Source organism: Rhodococcus sp. AQ5-07 (genome assembly GCF_009707305.1).
GTDB classification, from domain to species: Bacteria; Actinomycetota; Actinomycetes; order Mycobacteriales; family Mycobacteriaceae; genus Rhodococcus_F; species Rhodococcus_F erythropolis.
Map to the genome: position 1 here is coordinate 4,405,651 of NZ_CP046099.1, position 20,167 is coordinate 4,425,817.

The following is a 20,167-nucleotide window of genomic DNA, read 5'->3' on the forward strand; positions in this document are numbered from 1 at the left end:
CATCGGGAGTATCACCATGCCTACATTCAGCACACCTGACCCCATCACCTTGAACTTCGACGTGGCAGTCGGACACATCCGGATCGCTGCGAGCAGCCGCAACGACACTGTCGTGGAAGTGTTGCCCAGCAACTCGTCTCGCGAGGTAGACGTTCGAGTCGCCGAACAAACGCGCGTCGAATTCGCAGGTGGCCGGCTACAGATCAAGACTCCGAAACAGCGCGGCCTCGGCATTTTCGGGAAGACAGGATCTGTCGACATTGCCGTTCAGCTTCCCTCCGGCTCGGAACTCGAAGGCACTGCAGCAGTTGCCAGCCTTCGCGCCGAAGGCACTCTCGGACGCTCACGCGTGAAGGTCTCGGCCGGTGATTGCACACTGGACACCACCGGACCGCTCAACGTCAGCACCGGCGCCGGAGCGATCATCGTCGAGCATGTGGCCGGTGACATCGACACGAGCACCGGGTCCGGAAGCATCCGCATCGGCCGCGTCGACGGCAACGCGGAGGTCAAGAATTCCAACGGCGACATCAACATCGGCACGATCACCGGCGCGCTGAAGGCGAAGACCGCCAACGGAAGCGTCGCCGTCGAACACGCCGAATCCGACGCGAGCGCCGCAACCGCCAACGGCGACATCCGTTTCGAGACCATCGAGAGTGGAGTCGTATCCGCCAAGACGGCCGCCGGGCGAATCCATATCGGCGTTCGATCCGGAACCGCCGCACGATTCGACGCTCATACGTCCTTCGGCCGTGTCGACAACCAGATGAATGCCACGCACGGTCCGGCTTCCACCGAACGCCGGGTAGACGTCCGGGCACAAACCAGCTACGGCGACATCGTCATTCGACGTTCGGAGCCCCGAGAAGAATCCAACAAGAAGATCTAGCGAAAGGAACGCTGATGTCCCGTAAACCAGCCATCACCGCGACGGGTCTGAAGAAGGCCTACGACGACAAGACGGTACTGGACGGAATCGACATCTCTGTCGACCGCAGAACCGTCTTTGCACTCCTCGGCCCCAACGGCGCCGGCAAGACCACCATCGTGGAAATCCTCTCGACCCTCGTTCCCGCAGACGGCGGCGACATCCGCATCGCCGGGTACAACCCTTCCGACGATCCTGACGCAGTGCGTTCGCGCATCGGTGTCACCGGACAATTCTCGGCGGTAGACGACTACCTGTCCGGCGAGGAAAACCTTCTCCTCATGGCCGATCTTCACCACCTCGGCAAGGACGAACGCCGCACTCGCACTGACGAACTCCTGGAGATGTTCGATCTGCAGGGCTCCGCGGACAAACTCGCGTCGACGTACTCGGGCGGAATGCGCCGACGGCTCGACCTGGCAATGACGTTGATCGGACGACCGGAGATCATCTTCCTGGACGAGCCCACCACCGGCCTCGATCCCCGGAGTCGACGCACCATGTGGCAGATCATCCGGGAGTTGGTCAAGGGCGGTGTCACCATCTTCCTCACGACGCAGTACCTCGAGGAAGCCGATCAACTGGCCGACCACATCGCCGTCCTCGATCAGGGACGGATAGTCGCCCAAGGTACGGCAGCGGAACTCAAACGACGCATCCCCGGCGGCCACATTCGTCTTCACTTCATCGATCGAGACCAACTCGACTCTGCTGCTGCTGTTTTCGACGAGTCTACCCGTGACGATGCCGCGTATGTTCTGCAGGTTCCCAGCGACGGCGGTGTCCGCTCGCTGCGCTCTCTTCTCGACCAACTCGACGCTCACTCGATCGACGTCAAGGAACTCTCCGTGCACACACCGGACCTGGACGACGTGTTCCTGACTCTGACCGCCACCGAAAGGACCGACGCGCGATGACCACCATGACGCTTGCCTATCAGGACTCGAAAACCATGCTGCGTCGCAGCATTCGACACATCCTTCGATATCCGTCGATGACGGTGATGCTTGTCGGGATGCCAGTCGTCTTCCTGCTGCTGTTCGTCTACGTGCTCGGCGGAACGCTCGGGAACGGCCTCGGCCCAGGCGGTGGCGGCCGAGCCGAGTATGTCAATTACGTTGCACCGGCGATTATTCTGATGACTGTGGCATCAGCGGCACAAGGTACTGCCATCTCCGTCGCAACCGATATGACCGCGGGGATCATTGCACGATTCCGCACGATGGCGATCACGCGCACGTCCGTCCTGACCGGTCACGTTCTCGGCAGCCTCCTTCAGACGATCGTGAGCCTCGTTGTAGTCATCGCCGTGGCGATAGCCGTCGGCTTCCGGCCTACTGCAGGCTTCGTGGAGTGGGTTGCCGCGTTTGCTCTCCTCATCCTGGTCTCCATCGCGATGATCTGGTTGTCCGTTGCCTTCGGCCTCGTCAGCAAGAGCGTCGAGACGGCCAGTAATCTTCCAATGGTGTTGATCCTCTTACCTTTCCTGGGAAGCGGATTTGTCCCCACCGATTCGATGCCGACCGCGTTGCGATGGTTTGCCGAGTATCAGCCGTTCACTCCGATCATCGAGACTCTTCGAGGACTTCTTCTCGGCGAAGCGATCGGGAACAACGCCATACTCGCGATCGGATGGTGCGTCGCAATCACCTTCCTCTCCTACCTCTGGGCGCGGAGTTTGTTCAATCGACGCCCGGTGCGCTGACCTCGAAACACACGATCTTCGAGAACAGGTACGGTGTCGCTGTCGTCGAGTTCCGAGGCGATGGCGACGTCGTGTGGAAACCCCATGACGATCAACTCGCGTCCTGAGGCACAGTCCCGCAGGCGGTCCTCGTACGAATCCGACACCGCTGTCCAGGCATCCGCCGCCATCTGTGCCTCGGGCGACAGGGAACCTTCCCAACCAGCCGCGGTCAACGCCGTGACAACCCCGCCGGCGCCCCACAGATCCTCCACTGCAGGACGCAACTCTCCACCGGGCCACTTCTCCCCGGATGCGACTATCGCAACCCGCGATCCCGGACCATGTTCGTGCACAATCCAATCAGCGACGGCGGAAGCGTTCCTCAATGAAGCGCCGACACACACCGCAACCTGGGACGCCAACGCAAACGCGATAGTCGACCCGTTCGGCGACGGAAGTACCAGCCGACTCGGGACCTCGGACTCGCGAATCGTCCTGGGAGACAGACTGATCTGCCCCTCCTGGCCACACTTCGTCGCACTGCAAGAACCGCATCGGCATCACGCGCGTAATCGACCGCACTCTCGTCGTTCCAGGAATAGGGAAGTACGTCGATTCCCGCGTCGGCGGCGACGCTCAGCGTCGTCGTGAACGAGAGGACATCTACCACCACTGCCACATCGACGCCGACAGCAATTGCTTCGGCGCCGCGCAGGCCCCAGTCGAATCGAAGTCCGTACTCGAGTTGGCGATGCTCCGGATTCATCGCACCAGCATCTCAGAAACGAATCAGGTTGTCCGGCACGCACAAATCCTCGTGCTCGTACAGCGCTCGCACGGCAACTGGATCGTCGCCGGCGCACACCTCGGCTATATCGTCGAGCAGTAGGTCGTAGTCGGCGCCGGTCTTTCCGTCGTAGGCGTCAGTCATACGACCCCACTCGTCCCACGGCAGGGTTTCGACCTTGTTCATCGCGGCAAGATCCTTCACTGCGTTGCCTCGGATCTCGGCCGGCCCCCAGTTCTGGGTGCCGTACACCCCGAACTGGGACGCGTCGATCTCGCCGCGTCGATACGCCAGCCACGCCTCACCACCACTGAGGAATTCTCCCGGCTGCAGGTTATGGGCGTGAGGAAGGACGTTCTGTCCGAGGATCTCCGAGTCGATGCGGATCCACCGCTTGCCGGCGTCGTCCCAGTACTCGGTGATCCAGTGGTCCACGCCCTGTCCCGGTTGAAAGTAGGTGGCAAAACCACAGCGGACGCGAGCGGCAATTCCGCGATAGCGCAGAAACGCACAACTCAAAACAGCAAAGTGCCGACAGGTTCCGACGAGCCGCTTGTCGGGTTCTCGGGCGGAGGTCACCGGTGCCGGATCGAGCGCAAGCAAGCGTTGAAGCAGAACGCTTGCCGGCCGGATCTGGTTTTCGTCGAATCGGTCGGTGGGCAGCTTCAGCGACCGTGCATCGGTGGGTTGGACCACCAGGTACGGCACTACCCGGCATATTTGCACGGGGTCGGTGGGGAGTGACTCGAGGGCAAGCGGGTCCACTCCGTCGATGCGGGTGAACGGTCCTGCTGATGTGTAGTCGAGAACCGCCGTCATGGGCGGAGACTAACAAACACTGCCGACACTGCCGCTCCACTATGGTTAGGGTCCCATAACCATGAAACCCGAGGTTGCTGTGAACCCAATGTTGAGCCGCCGTGCCATGCTGTCCGTCACCTTCGCCACAGCAGCAGGTTTTGCCCTTGCTGCCTGCGGCGACAGCGCGAAGGACGAATCCACTCCCGGCACCGAAGGTGCTCACGCCGAGGCCAACGCCTTCCCGGTGACGATCGACCACAAGTTCGGCTCCACCACCATCGGGCAGGCACCCAGCCGCATCGCAGCGGTCGGCATCGGCGACGCAGACGTTCTGCTTTCCCTCGGTCTGACGCCCGTCCTGGTCCCGGTGTGGAAGGGATCGACCGACGACGGAATCGGAGTCTGGGCCGACTCGGCAGTCCAGGGCGCCGAGCCGACACCATTGGCCAACGCCACCACCGATTTCGACATCGAAACGATCGTGGCAGCAGCGCCTGACCTGATCATCGCCGTCAACAACGCGATCGACGAGGATCTGTACAAGCAGCTCAGCGCCATCGCGCCGACTGTGCTTCACGCCGCCGATCAGACGGATTGGGTGCTGCCCTGGCAGGAAGTCACGACCCGCATCGGTACGGCTGTGGGCGTTCCCGCGCAGGCAAAGCAGGAGGTCCAGGAAGTCGAAGACCTCATCGTTCGCACCCGCGCGGAGAACCCCCAGTTCGAAGGCAAGACAGCAGCTCTCGTCATTCGCTGGAGCGATGGAAATCTGCGGGCGTTCAGCCCTGAGGCAGCGCGCGCTCAGTTGCTCACGCAATTGGGATTCACGGCTCCTGCCGCACTGAAGGATCGGTTCGCGGGCAAGCTGAACTACGAGATCTCCGCCGAGAACTACGACCTCCTCGAGTGCGACTACCTGCTCTTCGACAACTACGAAAAGGCTCGCCCCGAGATGGAGACGCAGCCGGCGTTCACCAATCTGAACGTGGTCAAGACCGGCGGCCTGATCAGCTTGGACCCCATCGTCAGTGACGCGGTGTCCATGCCGAACCCGCTCACCATTCCGTTTGTGCTGGAAGATTTTGTAGCAAAGATCAATCAGACGATCGCGGGTCGATAACCTTCGTTCGACCGGACCACACCCACAACACCACAGCCGACACGGCCACGCAGACCGAAACGATCACCCATGGTGACGCCGGCGCTGCGTGGCCGTTGTCGACTAGGTCGTACACGAATCCGACTCCCACGGTTCCCAGGAGCGCGAGCAGACCGCCGATCGTGTTGAGCATGCCGAAGTGCGCTCCGAGGTTGCTTTCACGACCGAGGATGGCAATGGTGTCTCGCATCGGCGGCACCATCAACATCTGTCCCAGGTGCAGCAGCCCGATCCACACCGCCAGACCGACTATCTGCGTCGACGCCGAAGCTGCGGATTCGACGCCGGTGACCAGCGGAACCAGGAACGACACCGAAATGAGCACAAGCCCGAAGGTGATCGCGCGTCGATGCCCGATGCGGTGGGCAACCGCGACCGTCGGTCCCTGCCCGACGATCACCAACACCGCTGCGCCCACGTAGAACCATCCCAGCGCCGACTGTGAACCGATACCGCGCTCGAGCTGTTCCGGCAGCATCAGGTACAGCTGGCTGTACGCAACCAGCTGAAAACTGCAGAGCGTCGCGAAGAGCAGAAAGTTGTTGTTGGTCAGCACGCTTCGCCAGACGTCGCGCAGCGTATAGGTCGACACCGGGCCGTCGTGGGCATCGCCCGGCCGCGGGAACCAGATGAAGAACCCGACCCACATGATCGCGAACAGCAACGCCGCGCTCGACGCCGTCCACGAGAACGGAAACATCAACAGAGCAGCACCCAATGCCGGACCGATCACGGTTCCCAGGCGGCTGCACATCTGTTCCACTGCAAACAGATCCGTACGACGCATGACTCCTGAGGTTTCGAGTTCGCGTCCGTATTCGGCGTTGGCCGACTCCACTGCGGGTGCGAACAGAGCCGCGGCGAACCCGACCAGAAGCACACCGACGATCACCGCTGCCATACTCTCGGCCAAACCGAGCATCAGGAAACCGACCACGCGAACTGCGATGCCCAGCAGGATGATCGGACGCTTGCCGAACCTGTCGGCGAGGCTTCCACCGATGAAGAACATGCCCTGCTGACTGAACATCCGGAGTCCGAGGACCAGGCCGACAATCCAGGCCGCGAATCCGAGGTCCTCCGAAAGGTGCACCGCGAGAAAGGGGACAACCAGATAGAACCCGATGTTGAACAGCACCATCGAAAGAAGGAGCAACTTCACCACCGGCGGCAGGACACGAACCTTCGCGAAGGTCTTGTTACCGGGAAAACGCTCACTGAGTACCACGACCAGAAGACTATTGCCCGCGCGGTGTTCTGTGGAAATCTGCCATTTTGCAATTGGTTAACTGTCCGTTTAGGTAGCGATGGTAATCATCTTCCGGGGGTTCGAGCACACGACAACGAGAGCCGGGATTTGATGAATGGATTGACGCGCCGTCAGATGGTCAAGGCGATGGCGGTAGCCGCAGGGACAGTCACCGCAAGCGCATTTACCTTGGGTGCCAATACCTCCGTCGCGGGGGCGAACCCCGCGCAGGAGATCAAAGTGCTCTCCCTCAATACCTGGCACGGCGGAACCAAGATCAACGGTGGCCTGCAGCTGATCGCCGATATGATCATCTCGACCCAGGCGTCGATAGTTCTCCTGTCGGAAGCCGGCACTGCGACAACTGTATTGGCCGACATGCTGACCAAATCAGGAACCACCTTCTACGGAGCAGCGTCCTCCGACGTGGGGATTCTCTCCAAGTTTCCGATCGAGGAAACAGCCGACCTGAACTCGATGATCAAGGCAGTCGTGACGGTCGACGGCAAACAAATCGCTGCTTACTCGGCACATCTGGCCTACACGTCCTACGCGACCTATCTACCGCGCGGATACGGCGCGGGTGTTCCCAAGCCTGGAGAGTTCTCCGAGTTCGGCTGGAACAAGATGCCGTCCGGTCCGGTCACGGACCCCGAGACGGTTCAGCGTGTGAACGTCAATTCGGGACGACCCCTGGCAATTTCGACGTTCATCGACGATGCGGCCGCAGAACGGGCGAAGGGCAGGTCCGTCATCCTAGGCGGCGATTTCAACGAACCGTCGGCCCTGGACTGGACCGACGGCACGCGAAATCTGTTCGACCACAACGGTGTCGTCATTCCGTGGGAATCCACCCGTCTGCTCGACCAAGCCGGATTTGTCGATGCATACCGCAGCAAGTACCCGAACCCGGCTACACACCCGGGCTTCACCTGGCCGTCCGACAATCCCGACGTCGACACCTCACAGCTCACCTGGGCACCCGAGGCAGACGAACGCGATCGGATCGACTACATCTTCGCCGACCGCGCTTCCGAGCTGAAGTTGGGATCTGTAGGAATCATCGGACCCCGAAAGACGATCGTGCACAACAAAAGAGTGGAGGAGAACTCCCAGGACAACTTCATCGCTTCACCGACGCCGTGGCCGACCGATCACAAGGCCGTTCTTGCGACGTATCGTTTTGCCAGCTTCGGCGGCGGATCATCTACCGGTTCGTGGAGCGGTTCCTGACAGGGCATCTCGTAGCCAGTCGATCATCATCGGCGTCAACTCGGGCAGCTTGGTCACTGCGCAGTGCCCCGCATCCCGGATGACGTGTACCTGCGTGTTCGGGCGCTCTTCGAAGAGTGTTGTGTCCGAGAGCGGGATGTGTACGTCGTCGGCTCCGTTGACCACAAGCATCGGGGTCCGGCCGTCGTCGGCGGTCATCAAGACACTGCGATCGAACGCACGGAGACCCTGTACCAGCGCCTCTTTGGTTGCCGGGGCATCGAAACCCAGTGCGTTTCCGACGATGTCGCCCATGCCGTAGACCAGGCGCTCGGCATTCGCGGTCTCGAACGCACCCTTGACCGGGGCGCCGATGTTGATCACCGCATCGACGGCGCCGGTCAACCCCGAGCGCACGGCGAAGTTGCCGCCGAAGGAGACTCCCAGGTGCGCCACCTGCCCGTTGCCGAGAGCGCGAGCCGTCGATACGAGCCCGTCGATCACCTCGTCGCCGAAAGCATCGAGAGGAACGGGTGATTCACCAGTTCCCGGCTGATCGAAAGCAACAACCGTCACCCCGGCGTTCGTCGCGAACGCGCTGGCCAACGGATGCATGTCCATCTTCCAGCCGTCGACGCCGCCGCTGAGCAACAGGACGGGTGCGTCTTCGTACCGTCCGTCCGCCGAGAGGATGTGTACCGGTAGCTCGATCTCGCCGTTTCGGTAGGGCAGGGAGAGGATTCGACGCTCGAACTCGAGCCCGAATCCTGGTGCTGCCTTGACGTATTCGTCCACCTGATTGCGCAGAGCCCGTCGACGGGATTCGTTGGCCAGCACCGGGAACTTGGCGATTCCGTAGATCATCGCTGCCAGGGAATGATTGCCGGCCGCGGAGTACTTCGCCGCCAGCGCCGACCACTCGTACGACCAACCACCCGGCGCGTCGGCCCAGGTCGAGTTGATGGACGCGCGCAGTTCCTCGAGATCCGAGACGGGGAGCCCGAAGCTCAGAAACTGTCCTGTGCGCTCTTCGAAGAGACCTCGGTGATCGACAGGAAATTCGTATGACATGGGAAAACACCCCTCAATTCATCTCTAATGCAACGAGCAGTTGCATTAGCTCAGTGAATCACGCGCCTCCAGCTAACACAACACCTTGTTGCGATAAGGTTTACCCATGACCTCGACACCACAACGGCCCGGAGGGCGTAGCGCCAGGGTGCGCGAGGCCGTCCTGGCTGCCACCGCGGCCGAACTGTCCGAACGCGGATTTGCAGCGATGAGCATCGAGGACATAGCCGCCCGTTCCGGAGTCCACAAGACCACCATCTACCGGCGATGGAGCACGCTGTCCCAACTGGTGGCCGACGCGGCTGTCGAGGTGTCGGCAACTACCGTCCCCATCCCGGATACCGGTTCCATCGAATCCGACCTGCGCGAGATGGCCAGATCGATAGTCGCACTGGTGACAAGCGAGTCGGGCGGCGCGTTGGTGGCTGCACTGTTCTCGGACGCGGTTCGTACGCCAGAAGTGGCAAGACTCAAGCGCGAGTTCTATTCCGCACGTTACGAACTGGCCGACATCGTGGTCCGCCGAGCAGTCGAACGCGGGGAAATCTCCGAGAAGGTCTCAGCTGCTGATCTTCTGGCGGCCGTCGCCGCGCCCATCTACTATCGCCTGTTGGTCGCCGATCTACCTGTCGACCAGTCGGTTGCCGATCGCGCTGCTGCCGGCGCGCTCGCTGCGGCGCACGCCGGAGCACTCGATCAGACCGAATGAGCCAGTGAATTCAGCGCTTCCACGATTGCCTCGTTGAATCCACCCCCGCCATGCCCGGCGTCGTCGAGCACCACCAACTCACTGCCCGGCCAACGCTGGTGGATCGCCCAGGCAGTGTCGAGTGGTCCGGAAATGTCATACCGGCCGTGCACGAGAATCGCGGGAATCTCGGCGAGACGGTCCATTCCGTCCAGGATCTGATTCGGCGCGAGGAAGCAATCGTTGGCCCAGTAGTGCGTGACCAGCCTGGTCATCACCCGACGGAAGTCCGGATTCTGGTATCGAACACTCGGAGTCCACCCCGGCATCAGCGACACATGTACGTCTTCCCAGCGGCACCACTGCACCGCAGCATTTTCCCGCACAACAGGATCCGGATCGGCGAGCAGTCGCGCGTATGCCGCCGGGAGATTCCCGTCACGCTCTTCCACCCGCAGCGGCGCGACGAACTCTTCCCATTCGCGCGGAAATATCCTGCCCATGGCACGGGTGATCCATTCGATTTCCACTCTCGTCCCGCCGGTGATCGCGCCCAAAGCCATCGCGATCACCCGCTCGGGAAACGCTTGGGCGTACACCAGACCCAAACTGACGCCCCAAGAAAGGCCGGAAACGATCCATCGTTCGATACCGAGATGTTCACGAAGACGCTCGATGTCGTCGAGGATGTGCGCCGTCGTGTTCACGGTGAGATCGGCGTCCGGGCTACTCGCGAGAGGAAGGCTGCGCCCACAGCCTCGTTGATCGAACAGAACTGCGCGAAAGGTTTCGGGATCGAAAAAACGCCTGGCGCCGACAGTGCACCCGGAACCGGGGCCACCGTGGAGATAGAGAACCGGGACACCGACCGGGTTACCGACGGTCTCCCAGTAGAGGCTCTGACCATCGGGCACTTCCAACAGTCCCGACTCGTACGGTTCGACGGGCGGGTACAGGACAGCGCTCATGGGCGGTAATTCTTCCATCAACCGACGTGTCCGGTAAGCAGCACGCGTCCGGGCTATGGCCTAGCGTGGACAGGACACCTCTGCGACGGGAGTACACCAGATGCGTGATGGGTTCAGGTTGCCGGGGTACGGCGGCGCCGCGGTATTCCTTCGCAGTCATGCGGTACCCGCCGCTGTCTTCGAATCCGACGTACCCACACTCGTTTTCGACGTAGGCCTGCTCAGCCCCGATCGGTTCAATCAGTATCTCAGCAGACACACCGACGAAGGATTTGTCGAACGGCTGGCGGCGTTCTTCTTTCACGCGGCCGCAGACTTTCATCCCGAGAAATCGCTTCCGGCGTTCACCGACGAACGACTCGGGCTGATGATCTCGGTCTGTTCCAGCACCGATCGAGAGGTGGAACTCGACTTCTCACTCGCCGAGGATCCCGAATCGGAGGACACCGAACGCGACGAGATGACCTTCGAGACAAGCCGAGTCGTCCTCGCGACCTCGGCTCAAACGGTTTCTCGACTCACCGGTGGAGTAACCACCCACTTCGACGGAGAGTGGTGACGACATGGGATTCCTCTTCGAGGTTCTCGATTTTCCCGACGGCAGTCGGATGACCGACCTGTGGAACAACACGTGGGCCGAGCCGGCAACCGGAGAGGAGATCGCGTCCGGCCACTTCATTCACCTCGGAGACGATCAGCACGTCGACGTGGAGACAGATTTCCTCAGTAGCCACCTCCCCTTCAACGTGGCAGGCTTCGGCGGAGTCTTTCCCGACGGCAAACCCTGGATGTTCGTCATGCAGAAGGCACCGGCCGACCTCGCGACCAGGCTGCGCGGTGAGGACGATCCACACTCGCTTCTGCGCGGATCACTCGACCGCGCCATGTCTTTCAATCCCGATGCACTGGTGGCCGAGGAATTGTCCTGGAGGCATGACGATCTGGTGAAGGTGTACGAGGAAGAGGGGATCCGAGCAGCATCCATCGCCGGCTGGTCGGCCGCGGACCTCCTGCGCGGCCTCTTGGCGCAGTGTTGCAATGCCGAACTTGCCGCCGTCGTCGCCGGATACCCCGAATGTGCCTACCCCGAATCGGCGCATGCGTGCGAAGCAGACGTGTTCTCCGACGTGTTCGCCGGTTGGGTCAGCGGACTGCGGTGATGTGACGGAGGAGACCCCACCCTCTCAATATTTCAGAGTAGACTCATTTATGAGCGTGATCCGAAATGAGACGAGGTGAGCGGGATGACGAAATCGGACCAAGAGTTGGGTCGTCGTGAACGCAACAAACTCGAGAAGCAGACACGCATCTTCGACGCCGCGGCCGAACTGTTCGCGGAAAAGGGCTACAGCGCAGTCACAACTCAAGAAATTGCCGATCGCGCCGATGTAGCCGGTGGCACCCTCTTTCGTTACGCCGCAAGCAAAGCCGAGCTACTGCTCATGGTGTACAACGCGGAGTACCGCAAGCAGATCGAACTGGGAGAAGAGCGTGAGGCCAAATCGACGGGCACAGAAGATCGTGTCCTCGAGCTGGTTTCACCCCTGCTGATCGCGAGTCGCCGAAACGACGAGAACACCGGTATCTACCAACGCGAAGTGTTGTTCGGCGAGCCCAGCGAATGTTTCCGGGCCGAAGGCCTGGAACTCTCGCAGCGCCTGCAAACGCGGATTGCGCAAATCTTGCTCGAGGGGCACCCCAACCACACCACCCGAACCATCACCGCAGCGCGAACGATTTCCAACGTGCTGCACTTCGAAATAGCCCGCGCGGCATTGGACCGGATCACGGCTGACGAACTCACGAACATCGTTGCCGCACAAGTTCGATTGACGCTTGCCGGACTACCCACCGAAAAGGATTGAGGATCGAAAATGACTGAACTGAAGCAGATCACCGTTCTGGGTACCGGAGTTCTCGGCTCGCAGATCGCCTATCAGACCGCCTATCACGGATTCGACGTCGTCGCGTACGACATCAACGCCGAGGTCATCGAGAAGGCCAAGGCTCGGTTCGACTCGTTGGCCGCGGCCTACAAGGCCGAAAACGTCGAGGGCGCCAAGGAAGGCAAGGCCGACGAAGCGCTGCAACGTATTACGTACTCGTACGATCTCGCCGAAGCCGTGACCAAGGCCGATCTTGTCATCGAGGCAATTCCCGAGGACATCACCATCAAGCGCGACACCTACGAGAAGCTCGCGGCAGTAGCTCCGGAGCACACGGTGTTCGCAACCAACTCCTCGACGCTTCTGCCGAGCGACCTCAAGGAGTTCACCGGCCGCCCCGAGAAGTTCCTCGCACTGCACTTCGCAAATCACGTGTGGGTCAACAACACTGCCGAGGTCATGGGCACCGAGTCCACCGACCCCGCCGTGTACCGCGAGGTCGTCGAATTCGCGAAGAACATCGGCATGGTGCCGATCGAACTCAAGAAGGAGAAGGCGGGTTACGTACTCAACTCGCTCCTGGTCCCGCTTCTCAATGCAGCATCCGACCTGCTGATCGACGGCATCGCCGATCCCGACATGGTCGACAAGACGTGGCGTATCGGCACCGGAGCCCCGTTCGGCCCCTTCCAGATCATGGATGTCGTCGGGTTGACCACCGTCTACAACATCTCCTCCCAGGGCGGCGAGAAGCAGCGCGCGTTCGCCGACTACATCAAGAAGAACTACATCGACGAAGGCAAGCTCGGCGTCGCTGTCGGCGAGGGCTTCTACAACTACAAAGGCTGATCAACTGCAGGGCTGACCAACCAACAGAGCTGATCAACCAACAGGCTCACCGCACGGTGGCTACGACGTGAATTCACGTGGTAGCCACCGCGCGGACGTCTGTTGTCAGTAAGTCCGAAACCACCCTGAGCGATTGTGACGCAAGCTTCTTCACGTGCGAACCCATCCTCAGGAGAGATCCCCACATGCGTCGTTCCGCCATCTCGGCACTCACAACACTGGTACTGCTCGGCGCCGGAACACTGGTCAGCACACCCGCTGTCGCCGCTCCCCTCGCGTGTGACGGAATCTCCACCGGTTCGTTCTCAGGCTCCGCCGGCGGCTCGGAGTACCTGTGCGCCAAAGAAGGTGACCTTCTGGACGTGCGCATCGGCGACGTTCATGCGACGCAGCCTTCCCTCGGCTACGACGAGGTGTACTACAAGCTCGGGCGATACACGCTCGGAAACGACACGATCAACAAGAAGTTCGACGACTGGTGCGAGGCGAACGGCCAGATCCAGGCTGCGACCGCTACTCCCGCCTCGACGCTGAAGGACCCGTCGTCCTTCACCTGCCAGATTCCAGTGGGTCAGGAAACCGCCGAGAGCATCGCGCCCATGAAGACCGTGGTCGTCGGACCCCGCGGCGATCTCTACCTGACCGACGGTCACCACACCCTCACGTCCTTCATCGAGACGGCCGACGGAGGCCCCGACCTGCACGTGCGACTGCGGGTTCTCGGCAACCTCAGCGGCCTGAGTGAAGGCGCCTTCTGGACCGAGATGGAAAAGAACAAGTGGGTCTGGTCGCGTGACGTGGACGGAAACCAGGTACCGGTCCAGTCCCTGCCGAAGAGCGTCGGCCTGGCCAACTTCGCCGACGACAAGTACCGCAGCCTGATGTACTTCTCCCGCGACATCGGATTCGCCGCCGGTACGATCCCGTTCCAGGAGTTCTACTGGGGTGCGTGGGTCCGCGACGCCGCGCCCGTCGACCTCACCAACTGGAATCGCGACGACCTCTCCAGCTACCTGGCCACCGTGAAGTCGGTGACCAAAGCACAGACCGCGTTGGCGGGCGATGCCGTCGTCGACAGCGGGTTCACGGCTACCGATCTCGGAGTCCTGCCGGCCTGGAACGACGGCAAAGCGGAGTCAAAGGGCGAGTTCGGAAAGCTGTCGAAGCCGTACACAGACGACAAGCCGGGCAAGATCGCCTACGCACTTGCCTACAAAGCAACCCTCTGACCTGCTCGGATCCAAGTCACACCCAGCAAACTTGACTAAGGTAAGCCTCTACTCAGTAGTCTGATCCCATTCGGGTGCCGCTTCATCGAAGCAGCGACGCCCTGCCCTGACGGAAACCATGCCGTCGTATCTGCCCGGTCGATCAATCTCCGGGCAACCAGGACAGGGAGAAGGTTGCTGCAGTGAGCACGTCCATCGTCGGTTTGTACGACCCCGCAGATGACAAGAGCAGTTGCGGGGTCGGGTTCATCACGCGCAAGGACGGCGTGCAGACCCACGATGTCCTGATCAAGGGCAGCGAAGCGCTCTGCTCGGTTCCGCACCGCGGCGGTATGTCCTCCGAGGGCGTCGGCGACGGCGGCGGCGTCTCGGTGGACCTCTCCCTCCGGTTCTTCCGCAAGGTAACCGGGCGCCCCGACCTTCGCGCCGGACGCTTCTGCGTCGGCAACTTCTTCCTTCCGGACGACGACGCCCAGCATGCACGCGCTGCCGCCCTGGTCGAACGTGAACTTCTCGATCGCGGTTTCACCACTCTCGCAGTGCGCGACGTCCCGGTCGACAACTCGGCGATTCGGCCGGCCGCGATCGCGCATCAACTTCCGGTCAGGCAGTGGATTTTCGAGGTCCCCACTCCGCGTCCCGAGCCTGCGGTAGTCGATCGCCTCGTGCACGAGGCCCTGCTCGCCATCGAGGCAATCGCGTACAACACGCCTGCACTACGCGGTTTGTACCCACTGTCCCTCAGCGCGAGGACTCAGGTTCTCAAGGGCCGCTTGAACTCCGACGAAGTGATCCCGTACTTCCGCGACCTGGTCGACCCCGATCACGCTGTCCACACGATGTACTTCCACACGCGGTTCTCGACCAACACGGACCCGCATCCCACGATGGCGCAGCCGTTCCGATTCATGGCTCACAACGGAGAACTGAACACGGACAAGAAGAATCGGCTCTCCGAAGCAGCGGTGGCAAGCGCAAAACGACGTGCGATCGTCCGTCCGCCCGGTCAGTCCGACAGTTGCCGACTCGATCAGACTCTGGAAGCACGCGTCATCGAGGACAGCGTCGATTTGGTGACAGCTGTGGTCTCGATGATGCCCCCTGCCTGGGAAAACGACACCACTCTCTCCCCCGCAGTTCGTGCGATGTTCGAGTACTTCTCGCTGTACGAGGAGAAGAACGACGGACCGGCAGCGCTGGTGTTCGGCGACGGCACCATCATCGGCGCCCGCCTGGACCGCCTCGGCCTGCGTCCACTTCGCACGATCGAGACACACGACTACGTGTGCGCATTCTCCGAAGCCGGACAGATCGCGTTCGCACCCGAGACGGTGATCCACCGTGGCCGCGTCGAGGCCGGCGGAATGCTGTACTTCGATCATCGAGATCGCCATACCTATACCGCCCGCGAAGCCCTGGAAAAGATTGCCGCACAGCGCGACTACCAGTCTCTGCTGGAGCAGTCACGAATCCTGATCGAAGACATTCCCGCCGTACCTGCGGAGAAGGTCAGCTCACCGACGCGCTACAACGGAACGTTCGAGGTTCATCAGCGCTACATGGCGTACTCCCTGGATCAGGAGAGCTTCAAATTCTTGATGGATCCGATGCTCACGCACGGAGCCGAGAAGGTATCGGCCATGGGTTACGGCAACGCCATCAACGCGTTTTCCGATCGTGAAGGCGGTGTGGCACGCTACTTCTCGCAGCGATTCGCCCAGGTCACCAACCCTCCGCTGGACAGCATCCGGGAAGCGGACGGCATGACCCTCCGGGTCGCGTTGGGCGCGAAGATGACCGCCGGACAGGGCAAGCAGATCGTCATTTCGTCGCCGATCCTCGGGCATCTGGACATGCTCAAGATCCGCGAACAGAAGCACACCCCGCATCGCCGATTCGAAATGCTCTACCCCGCCGCGGGTGACGCGCAGGCGATGGTTGACGCGATGACCGCGCTCGGCGACGCCGTTGTCGCCTTCGCGGCAGAACAGGGCGGGATCGCAGTCCTGACCGACCGGCACGTATCTCATGAGCGCGCAACGCTTCCCGCGATCATGGTCGTCGGAGCACTGAACCAACGCCTCATCGACGCAGGCCTGCGATTGCGTGTCTCTCTCATCGTGGAGAGTGGCCAGATCGAGTCCTCCCACCACGTTGCGGCTGCACTCGGATTCGGCGCTTCCGCCGTCTACCCGCTCTCCGTTCAGTTACGAGCCGAGGAGAAGTTCGCCGCTGATCCGGATGCCGCGTTCAGACGTTTCGCGAAGGCTGCCGAGAAATCCCTCATGAAGACGATGGGACGCGTCGGCCTGTGCACTGTCGAGAGCTACATCGGCGGAGAGTTCTTCGAACCCAACTTCCTCGATACGTCCGACCCTGTTCTGCGCCAGTGGTTCCCCAACATGAAGTCACCGGTGGGTGGCGTCGGTTTCGACACCGTCGCGGTGACCTCGAAGCAGTGGCACGAGCGTGCAAGTGAAGTCGAGGGTGAAAAGGACCTGCCACTGCTCGGCCTGTTCAAGGAGCGCGCAGACGGCGCAGGGCATTCGTTCGGTACCACCGCAGTCCGCAAGTACGTCGAGCTCACCGAAGAGAAGATCGCGTTCGACAGTCCCTCCGGCACCGAGCAATTCGACGCTCTTCGCTTGCTTCCACTCGGGCGACTCGACGACGCATTCCGCCTCGACGCCGGGGCCTACCGGGCAACGAGCTTCGACCGGTTGATCACCGAACAAATCGACGACTTCGACATCACCGCGGGGTACCGGGACTTTTCTACCGTTATGGCTGCGGAACGATCGCGTCGGCCCGCAGCGTTGCGCGACGTCATCTCTGTTCCCGCCGACGTCACGTTTGCGGTTACGACAGCCGAGTTCGCCGAGCAGATCAACCGATTCTCGGTACGCGGCAACACTACGATCGTGATGCGCGGGGTCCAGTGTGAATCCGCCGCAGACGACCGGTACACGCTTCGCCTGGACGGTCCACTGGCCGGTGACAGCGCGCGAGCAAAAGCACTCGGCGACGCTCTCTGCGCCACCTTTGCCGCCGATATCACCATTGAAGCCATCACACCGGATCTTGCGCTGAGGGCAACCGGCATCGGGGCAGAGTTCCTGTCCAAGCTGAGGGTCGCACCGGCAGGTGTGCCTCTCTCCGAGGTACAAAGCGCCAGCGACATCACCCCGAAGTTGGCGTCGGGTGCCATGAGTCATGGCGCACTGAACGCTCCGGCGCACGAAGCCGTCGCTCACGGCACGAACATGGTCGGCGCGATGTCCAACAGCGGCGAAGGCGGCGAACACCTTTCGCGCTACAACACGATTCGTGCGTCGCGCATCAAGCAGTTTGCATCCGGACGCTTCGGAATCTGGGCGGGATACCTCGCCGACCCGATGCTCGAAGAGATCGAGATCAAACTCGGCCAGGGCGCAAAACCCGGTGAGGGCGGGCAGCTTCCGGCCGCCAAGGTCACCGTCGACATTGCTGCTGCCCGCGGCGGAACGCCCGGCGTCGAACTGGTATCGCCGCCGCCGCACCACGACACCTACTCCATCGAGGACCTCGCTCAGCTCATCCACGACTGCAAGGCAGCGCGCATCCGGGTGATCGTGAAGTTGGTGTCCTCGGAAGGAATCGGCACCATCGCCGTCGGTGTCGCCAAGGCCGGCGCCGACGTCATCAACGTCGCCGGAAACACCGGTGGCACCGGCGCCGCTTCGGTGACCAGCCTCAAGTACGCGGGTCGTGCGGCCGAGGTCGGTATCGCGGAGGTCCATCAAGCTTTGTGTGCCAACGGGCTTCGCCAGAAAGTCGTTCTGCGATGCTCGGGCGCGCATCAGACCGGCAGCGACATCATCACTTCCGCGCTACTGGGCGCAGACAGCTTCGAGTTCGGTACGTCTGCGCTGATGATGATGGGCTGCGTCATGGCCAAGAACTGCAACATCAAGTGTCCGGCCGGTCTGACCACCAACCCGGAACTGTTCGACGGCGATCCCCGCGCCATGGCGCAGTACCTTCTCAACATCGCTCACGAAACTCGTGAACTGCTCGCGAATCTGGGAATGCGATCCCTTCAGGAAGCGCGGGGTCGAACTGATCTCCTGCATCTGCTCGATCACCCGTCCATCGTCGGCAATCTGAAACTGGACGCGATGTTCGAGTCCGCCCCGAACATCACCGTCGACAATCCCGTGTACCTCGAGCGTGAGTACGCGTTCGACGAGAAGATCATGGACGAGGTTCGCACGGTGCTCTTCAACCGTGGCGAGGCCTCGGTCGCCGTGTCCGGATCTGAATTCGCCGAAGGTGCACTGCACCTGGGTAACCGGAACAAGAGCGTCGGTGGGCAGTTGGCGATCGACCTCGAACGCGAACTCAACTACGGAGCGGCCGGCCTTCTCGCTCCGGGGTACTGACTGACGAGCGTGGGCGACGATATCTGGCTCCGGGCAGCGTGCGCGTCCTGACGACCGGATCTGCTGGCCTGTCGTTCGGCGCATTCTGCAACGACGGCATGCACCTGGAACACACCGGGACATGTAACGACGGTGTGGGAAAGAGCATGAGCGGCGGCGTGATTGCCGTGCGCAGCCCAGGCGGCGGCTCCAGTGACGCCGGCGGAAACGTGTTGATCGGCAACTTCGCGCTCTTCGGCGCCACCGGCGGACGAGTGTTCGTCGAAGGTGAAGCAGGCGATCGCTTTGCAGTTCGCAACTCCGGCGCCAGTGCTGTCGTCGAAGGTGTCGGCGACTTCGCCGGCGAGTACATGACCAACGGTGCTGTCGTGAATCTCGGCGAGTTCGGCAAGGGTGTCGGCAACGGCATGAGCGGCGGGTTCTTCTACCAGTACGACCCTCGCGGCGAACTGGCACTGCGAGCAAGTACCGATTCCGTACTGCTCGGCTCGATCACCGCTGCGACCGATCCTCTGGCCGCCGTCCACAACCACGCGGTACAACTCCTGCTCGAACTGCATGTGGAAGCAACGGGATCCGCACTCGGAACCCGACTGCTCGAGAACTGGGAAGTCGAACAGCACTCGTTCGTCTACGCCATGCCCAAGGCACTGATGCTTTACCAGGACAGCGATGCAATCCTGGCTGCGAAGTCGCACAAAGAGCTTCTCGAAGAATTGGCGTCCGCCATCGCAGCACGTCAGGTCCGCACGTTCAAACTCGCAGTGCGCGATGGGCGCCCCGCGCTGAACGGAGCAGTCCCCGCCTATGGCGAGACCGATACCGCGACGATGTATGCGCTGCTCAGTGCGTACACCGTGCTTCACTTCGCACAACAACTCGCCGCCGCCCGCACGCCGGGTGCGTCCGGACCCGACGATCCAGCAGTGCAGAAGGCGGCCCGAAACCTGGTGCTGACCGAGGACTTCGCCCTCGTCCAGCACTTGGTCAAGTACTCGAAAGAGATTCTCGCCGGCTACGACGACGAACAGTTGGCTGCGTTGATTGCAGCCAAGCGCGTCGACGACTACAAGCAGGCGCTGAGCCTGCGCAACGTGTTGGCCATGGACGGCCCGGCGACGTACGGCTGGATTCTGTTTCAAGACAACAAGAATCGGGACAAGCTCGGATCACTGCCGAACTTCGACGAACTGTTCGCTTCGCGCACGATCCCCGACCTGGTGTCCTGA

General features: G+C 61.7%; 15 protein-coding genes and 2 pseudogenes. 12 read left to right on the forward strand and 5 right to left on the reverse strand.

Features of this window, described 5'->3' with window-relative positions; translation table 11 throughout:
- The first annotated feature begins 16 nt into the window (after positions 1-16).
- Genes GJB56_RS20580 through GJB56_RS20590 form a run of 3 tightly spaced genes read left to right on the forward strand, consistent with a single transcriptional unit; the run spans position 17 to position 2,636 of the window.
- Positions 17-892, forward strand: coding sequence for a DUF4097 family beta strand repeat-containing protein (locus GJB56_RS20580; protein WP_020909560.1), 876 nt, complete (start codon positions 17-19; stop codon positions 890-892).
- Positions 893-906: 14 nt separating this feature from the next.
- On the forward strand, positions 907-1,848 hold the full coding sequence (locus GJB56_RS20585; RefSeq protein WP_113682750.1) for an ATP-binding cassette domain-containing protein: 942 nt from the start codon (positions 907-909) through the stop codon (positions 1,846-1,848).
- Positions 1,845-2,636, forward strand: coding sequence for an ABC transporter permease (locus GJB56_RS20590; protein ID WP_113682751.1), 792 nt, complete (start codon positions 1,845-1,847; stop codon positions 2,634-2,636). Before GJB56_RS20585 ends, GJB56_RS20590 begins: the two co-directional genes overlap by 4 nt.
- Here GJB56_RS20590 and GJB56_RS20595 read toward each other — a convergent pair.
- Both GJB56_RS20595 and GJB56_RS20600 read right to left on the reverse strand, forming a co-directional pair.
- Positions 2,591-3,384: pseudogene (locus tag GJB56_RS20595) on the reverse strand (2-phosphosulfolactate phosphatase). The gene GJB56_RS20590 and the pseudogene GJB56_RS20595 sit on opposite strands and share 46 nt — an antisense overlap.
- Before the next feature lie 12 nt (positions 3,385-3,396).
- Entirely contained in the window at positions 3,397-4,224 is an 828-nt protein-coding gene (locus tag GJB56_RS20600; RefSeq protein ID WP_113682752.1) for a transglutaminase domain-containing protein, read from the reverse strand.
- Between the two features lie 88 nt (positions 4,225-4,312).
- Between GJB56_RS20600 and GJB56_RS20605 the strand changes: the two genes are divergently transcribed.
- Complete coding sequence (locus tag GJB56_RS20605; RefSeq protein WP_225989364.1) at positions 4,313-5,326, forward strand: ABC transporter substrate-binding protein; 1,014 nt, start codon at positions 4,313-4,315, stop codon at positions 5,324-5,326.
- On the opposite strand, the gene GJB56_RS20610 is transcribed toward GJB56_RS20605, so the two are convergent.
- Entirely contained in the window at positions 5,301-6,593 is a 1,293-nt protein-coding gene (locus tag GJB56_RS20610) for an MFS transporter (RefSeq protein ID WP_019745865.1), read from the reverse strand. The genes GJB56_RS20605 and GJB56_RS20610 overlap by 26 nt on opposite strands.
- A gap of 132 nt (positions 6,594-6,725) precedes the next feature.
- Here GJB56_RS20610 and GJB56_RS20615 point away from each other — a divergent pair, with 132 nt between their 5' ends.
- Positions 6,726-7,847 (forward strand): endonuclease/exonuclease/phosphatase family protein, encoded by a 1,122-nt coding sequence (locus GJB56_RS20615; RefSeq protein WP_113682753.1) that lies wholly within the window; start codon positions 6,726-6,728, stop codon positions 7,845-7,847.
- Here GJB56_RS20615 and GJB56_RS20620 read toward each other — a convergent pair.
- Positions 7,818-8,897 (reverse strand): alpha/beta fold hydrolase, encoded by a 1,080-nt coding sequence (locus tag GJB56_RS20620; protein WP_113682754.1) that lies wholly within the window; start codon positions 8,895-8,897, stop codon positions 7,818-7,820. The genes GJB56_RS20615 and GJB56_RS20620 overlap by 30 nt on opposite strands.
- A 106-nt stretch (positions 8,898-9,003) precedes the next feature.
- On the opposite strand from GJB56_RS20620, the gene GJB56_RS20625 reads away from it, so the two are divergent.
- Complete coding sequence (locus GJB56_RS20625) at positions 9,004-9,606, forward strand: TetR/AcrR family transcriptional regulator (RefSeq protein ID WP_051253138.1); 603 nt, start codon at positions 9,004-9,006, stop codon at positions 9,604-9,606.
- Here the strand turns inward: GJB56_RS20625 and pip are convergent.
- Positions 9,594-10,553 (reverse strand): prolyl aminopeptidase, encoded by a 960-nt coding sequence (pip, locus tag GJB56_RS20630; protein ID WP_113682755.1) that lies wholly within the window; start codon positions 10,551-10,553, stop codon positions 9,594-9,596. The two genes, GJB56_RS20625 and pip, sit on opposite strands and share 13 nt — an antisense overlap.
- A 100-nt stretch (positions 10,554-10,653) precedes the next feature.
- Between pip and GJB56_RS20635 the strand changes: the two genes are divergently transcribed.
- The 6 genes and pseudogenes from GJB56_RS20635 (at position 10,654) to GJB56_RS20660 (ending at position 20,167) form a co-directional block, all read left to right on the forward strand.
- Positions 10,654-11,112, forward strand: a complete 459-nt coding sequence (locus GJB56_RS20635; protein WP_019745870.1) for a hypothetical protein — start codon at positions 10,654-10,656, stop codon at positions 11,110-11,112.
- 4 nt (positions 11,113-11,116) lie between these two features.
- A complete protein-coding gene (locus GJB56_RS20640; RefSeq protein WP_113682756.1) occupies positions 11,117-11,713 on the forward strand; it encodes a hypothetical protein in 597 nt (198 codons plus the stop codon).
- An 84-nt stretch (positions 11,714-11,797) separates the two neighbouring features.
- Positions 11,798-12,418 (forward strand): TetR/AcrR family transcriptional regulator, encoded by a 621-nt coding sequence (locus tag GJB56_RS20645; RefSeq protein WP_021333352.1) that lies wholly within the window; start codon positions 11,798-11,800, stop codon positions 12,416-12,418.
- Positions 12,419-12,427: 9 nt separating this feature from the next.
- Positions 12,428-13,288 carry a 3-hydroxyacyl-CoA dehydrogenase gene (locus tag GJB56_RS20650; protein WP_020971210.1) on the forward strand — a complete coding sequence of 287 codons (861 nt, stop codon included), beginning with the start codon at positions 12,428-12,430 and terminating at the stop codon, positions 13,286-13,288.
- Between the two features lie 185 nt (positions 13,289-13,473).
- Positions 13,474-14,517, forward strand: a complete 1,044-nt coding sequence (locus tag GJB56_RS20655) for a ParB/Srx family N-terminal domain-containing protein (RefSeq protein WP_020971211.1) — start codon at positions 13,474-13,476, stop codon at positions 14,515-14,517.
- Positions 14,518-14,699: 182 nt separating this feature from the next.
- Positions 14,700-20,167, forward strand: a pseudogene (locus tag GJB56_RS20660) (glutamate synthase-related protein).

Bases quoted from the DNA above. Each gene is read 5' to 3' on its own strand.
- GJB56_RS20585 (WP_113682750.1), top strand. From the start codon at position 907: ATGTCCCGTAAACCAGCCATCACCGCGACGGGTCTGAAGAAGGCCTAC.
- GJB56_RS20590 (WP_113682751.1), top strand. From the start codon at position 1,845: ATGACCACCATGACGCTTGCCTATCAGGACTCGAAAACCATGCTGCGT.
- GJB56_RS20580 (WP_020909560.1), top strand. From the start codon at position 17: ATGCCTACATTCAGCACACCTGACCCCATCACCTTGAACTTCGACGTG.
- GJB56_RS20625 (WP_051253138.1), top strand. From the start codon at position 9,004: ATGACCTCGACACCACAACGGCCCGGAGGGCGTAGCGCCAGGGTGCGC.
- GJB56_RS20655 (WP_020971211.1), top strand. From the start codon at position 13,474: ATGCGTCGTTCCGCCATCTCGGCACTCACAACACTGGTACTGCTCGGC.
- GJB56_RS20645 (WP_021333352.1), top strand. From the start codon at position 11,798: ATGACGAAATCGGACCAAGAGTTGGGTCGTCGTGAACGCAACAAACTC.
- GJB56_RS20600 (WP_113682752.1), bottom strand. From the start codon at position 4,224: ATGACGGCGGTTCTCGACTACACATCAGCAGGACCGTTCACCCGCATC.
- GJB56_RS20640 (WP_113682756.1), top strand. From the start codon at position 11,117: ATGGGATTCCTCTTCGAGGTTCTCGATTTTCCCGACGGCAGTCGGATG.
- GJB56_RS20605 (WP_225989364.1), top strand. From the start codon at position 4,313: ATGTTGAGCCGCCGTGCCATGCTGTCCGTCACCTTCGCCACAGCAGCA.
- pip (WP_113682755.1), bottom strand. From the start codon at position 10,553: ATGAGCGCTGTCCTGTACCCGCCCGTCGAACCGTACGAGTCGGGACTG.
- GJB56_RS20620 (WP_113682754.1), bottom strand. From the start codon at position 8,897: ATGTCATACGAATTTCCTGTCGATCACCGAGGTCTCTTCGAAGAGCGC.
- GJB56_RS20635 (WP_019745870.1), top strand. From the start codon at position 10,654: ATGCGTGATGGGTTCAGGTTGCCGGGGTACGGCGGCGCCGCGGTATTC.
- GJB56_RS20615 (WP_113682753.1), top strand. From the start codon at position 6,726: ATGAATGGATTGACGCGCCGTCAGATGGTCAAGGCGATGGCGGTAGCC.
- GJB56_RS20650 (WP_020971210.1), top strand. From the start codon at position 12,428: ATGACTGAACTGAAGCAGATCACCGTTCTGGGTACCGGAGTTCTCGGC.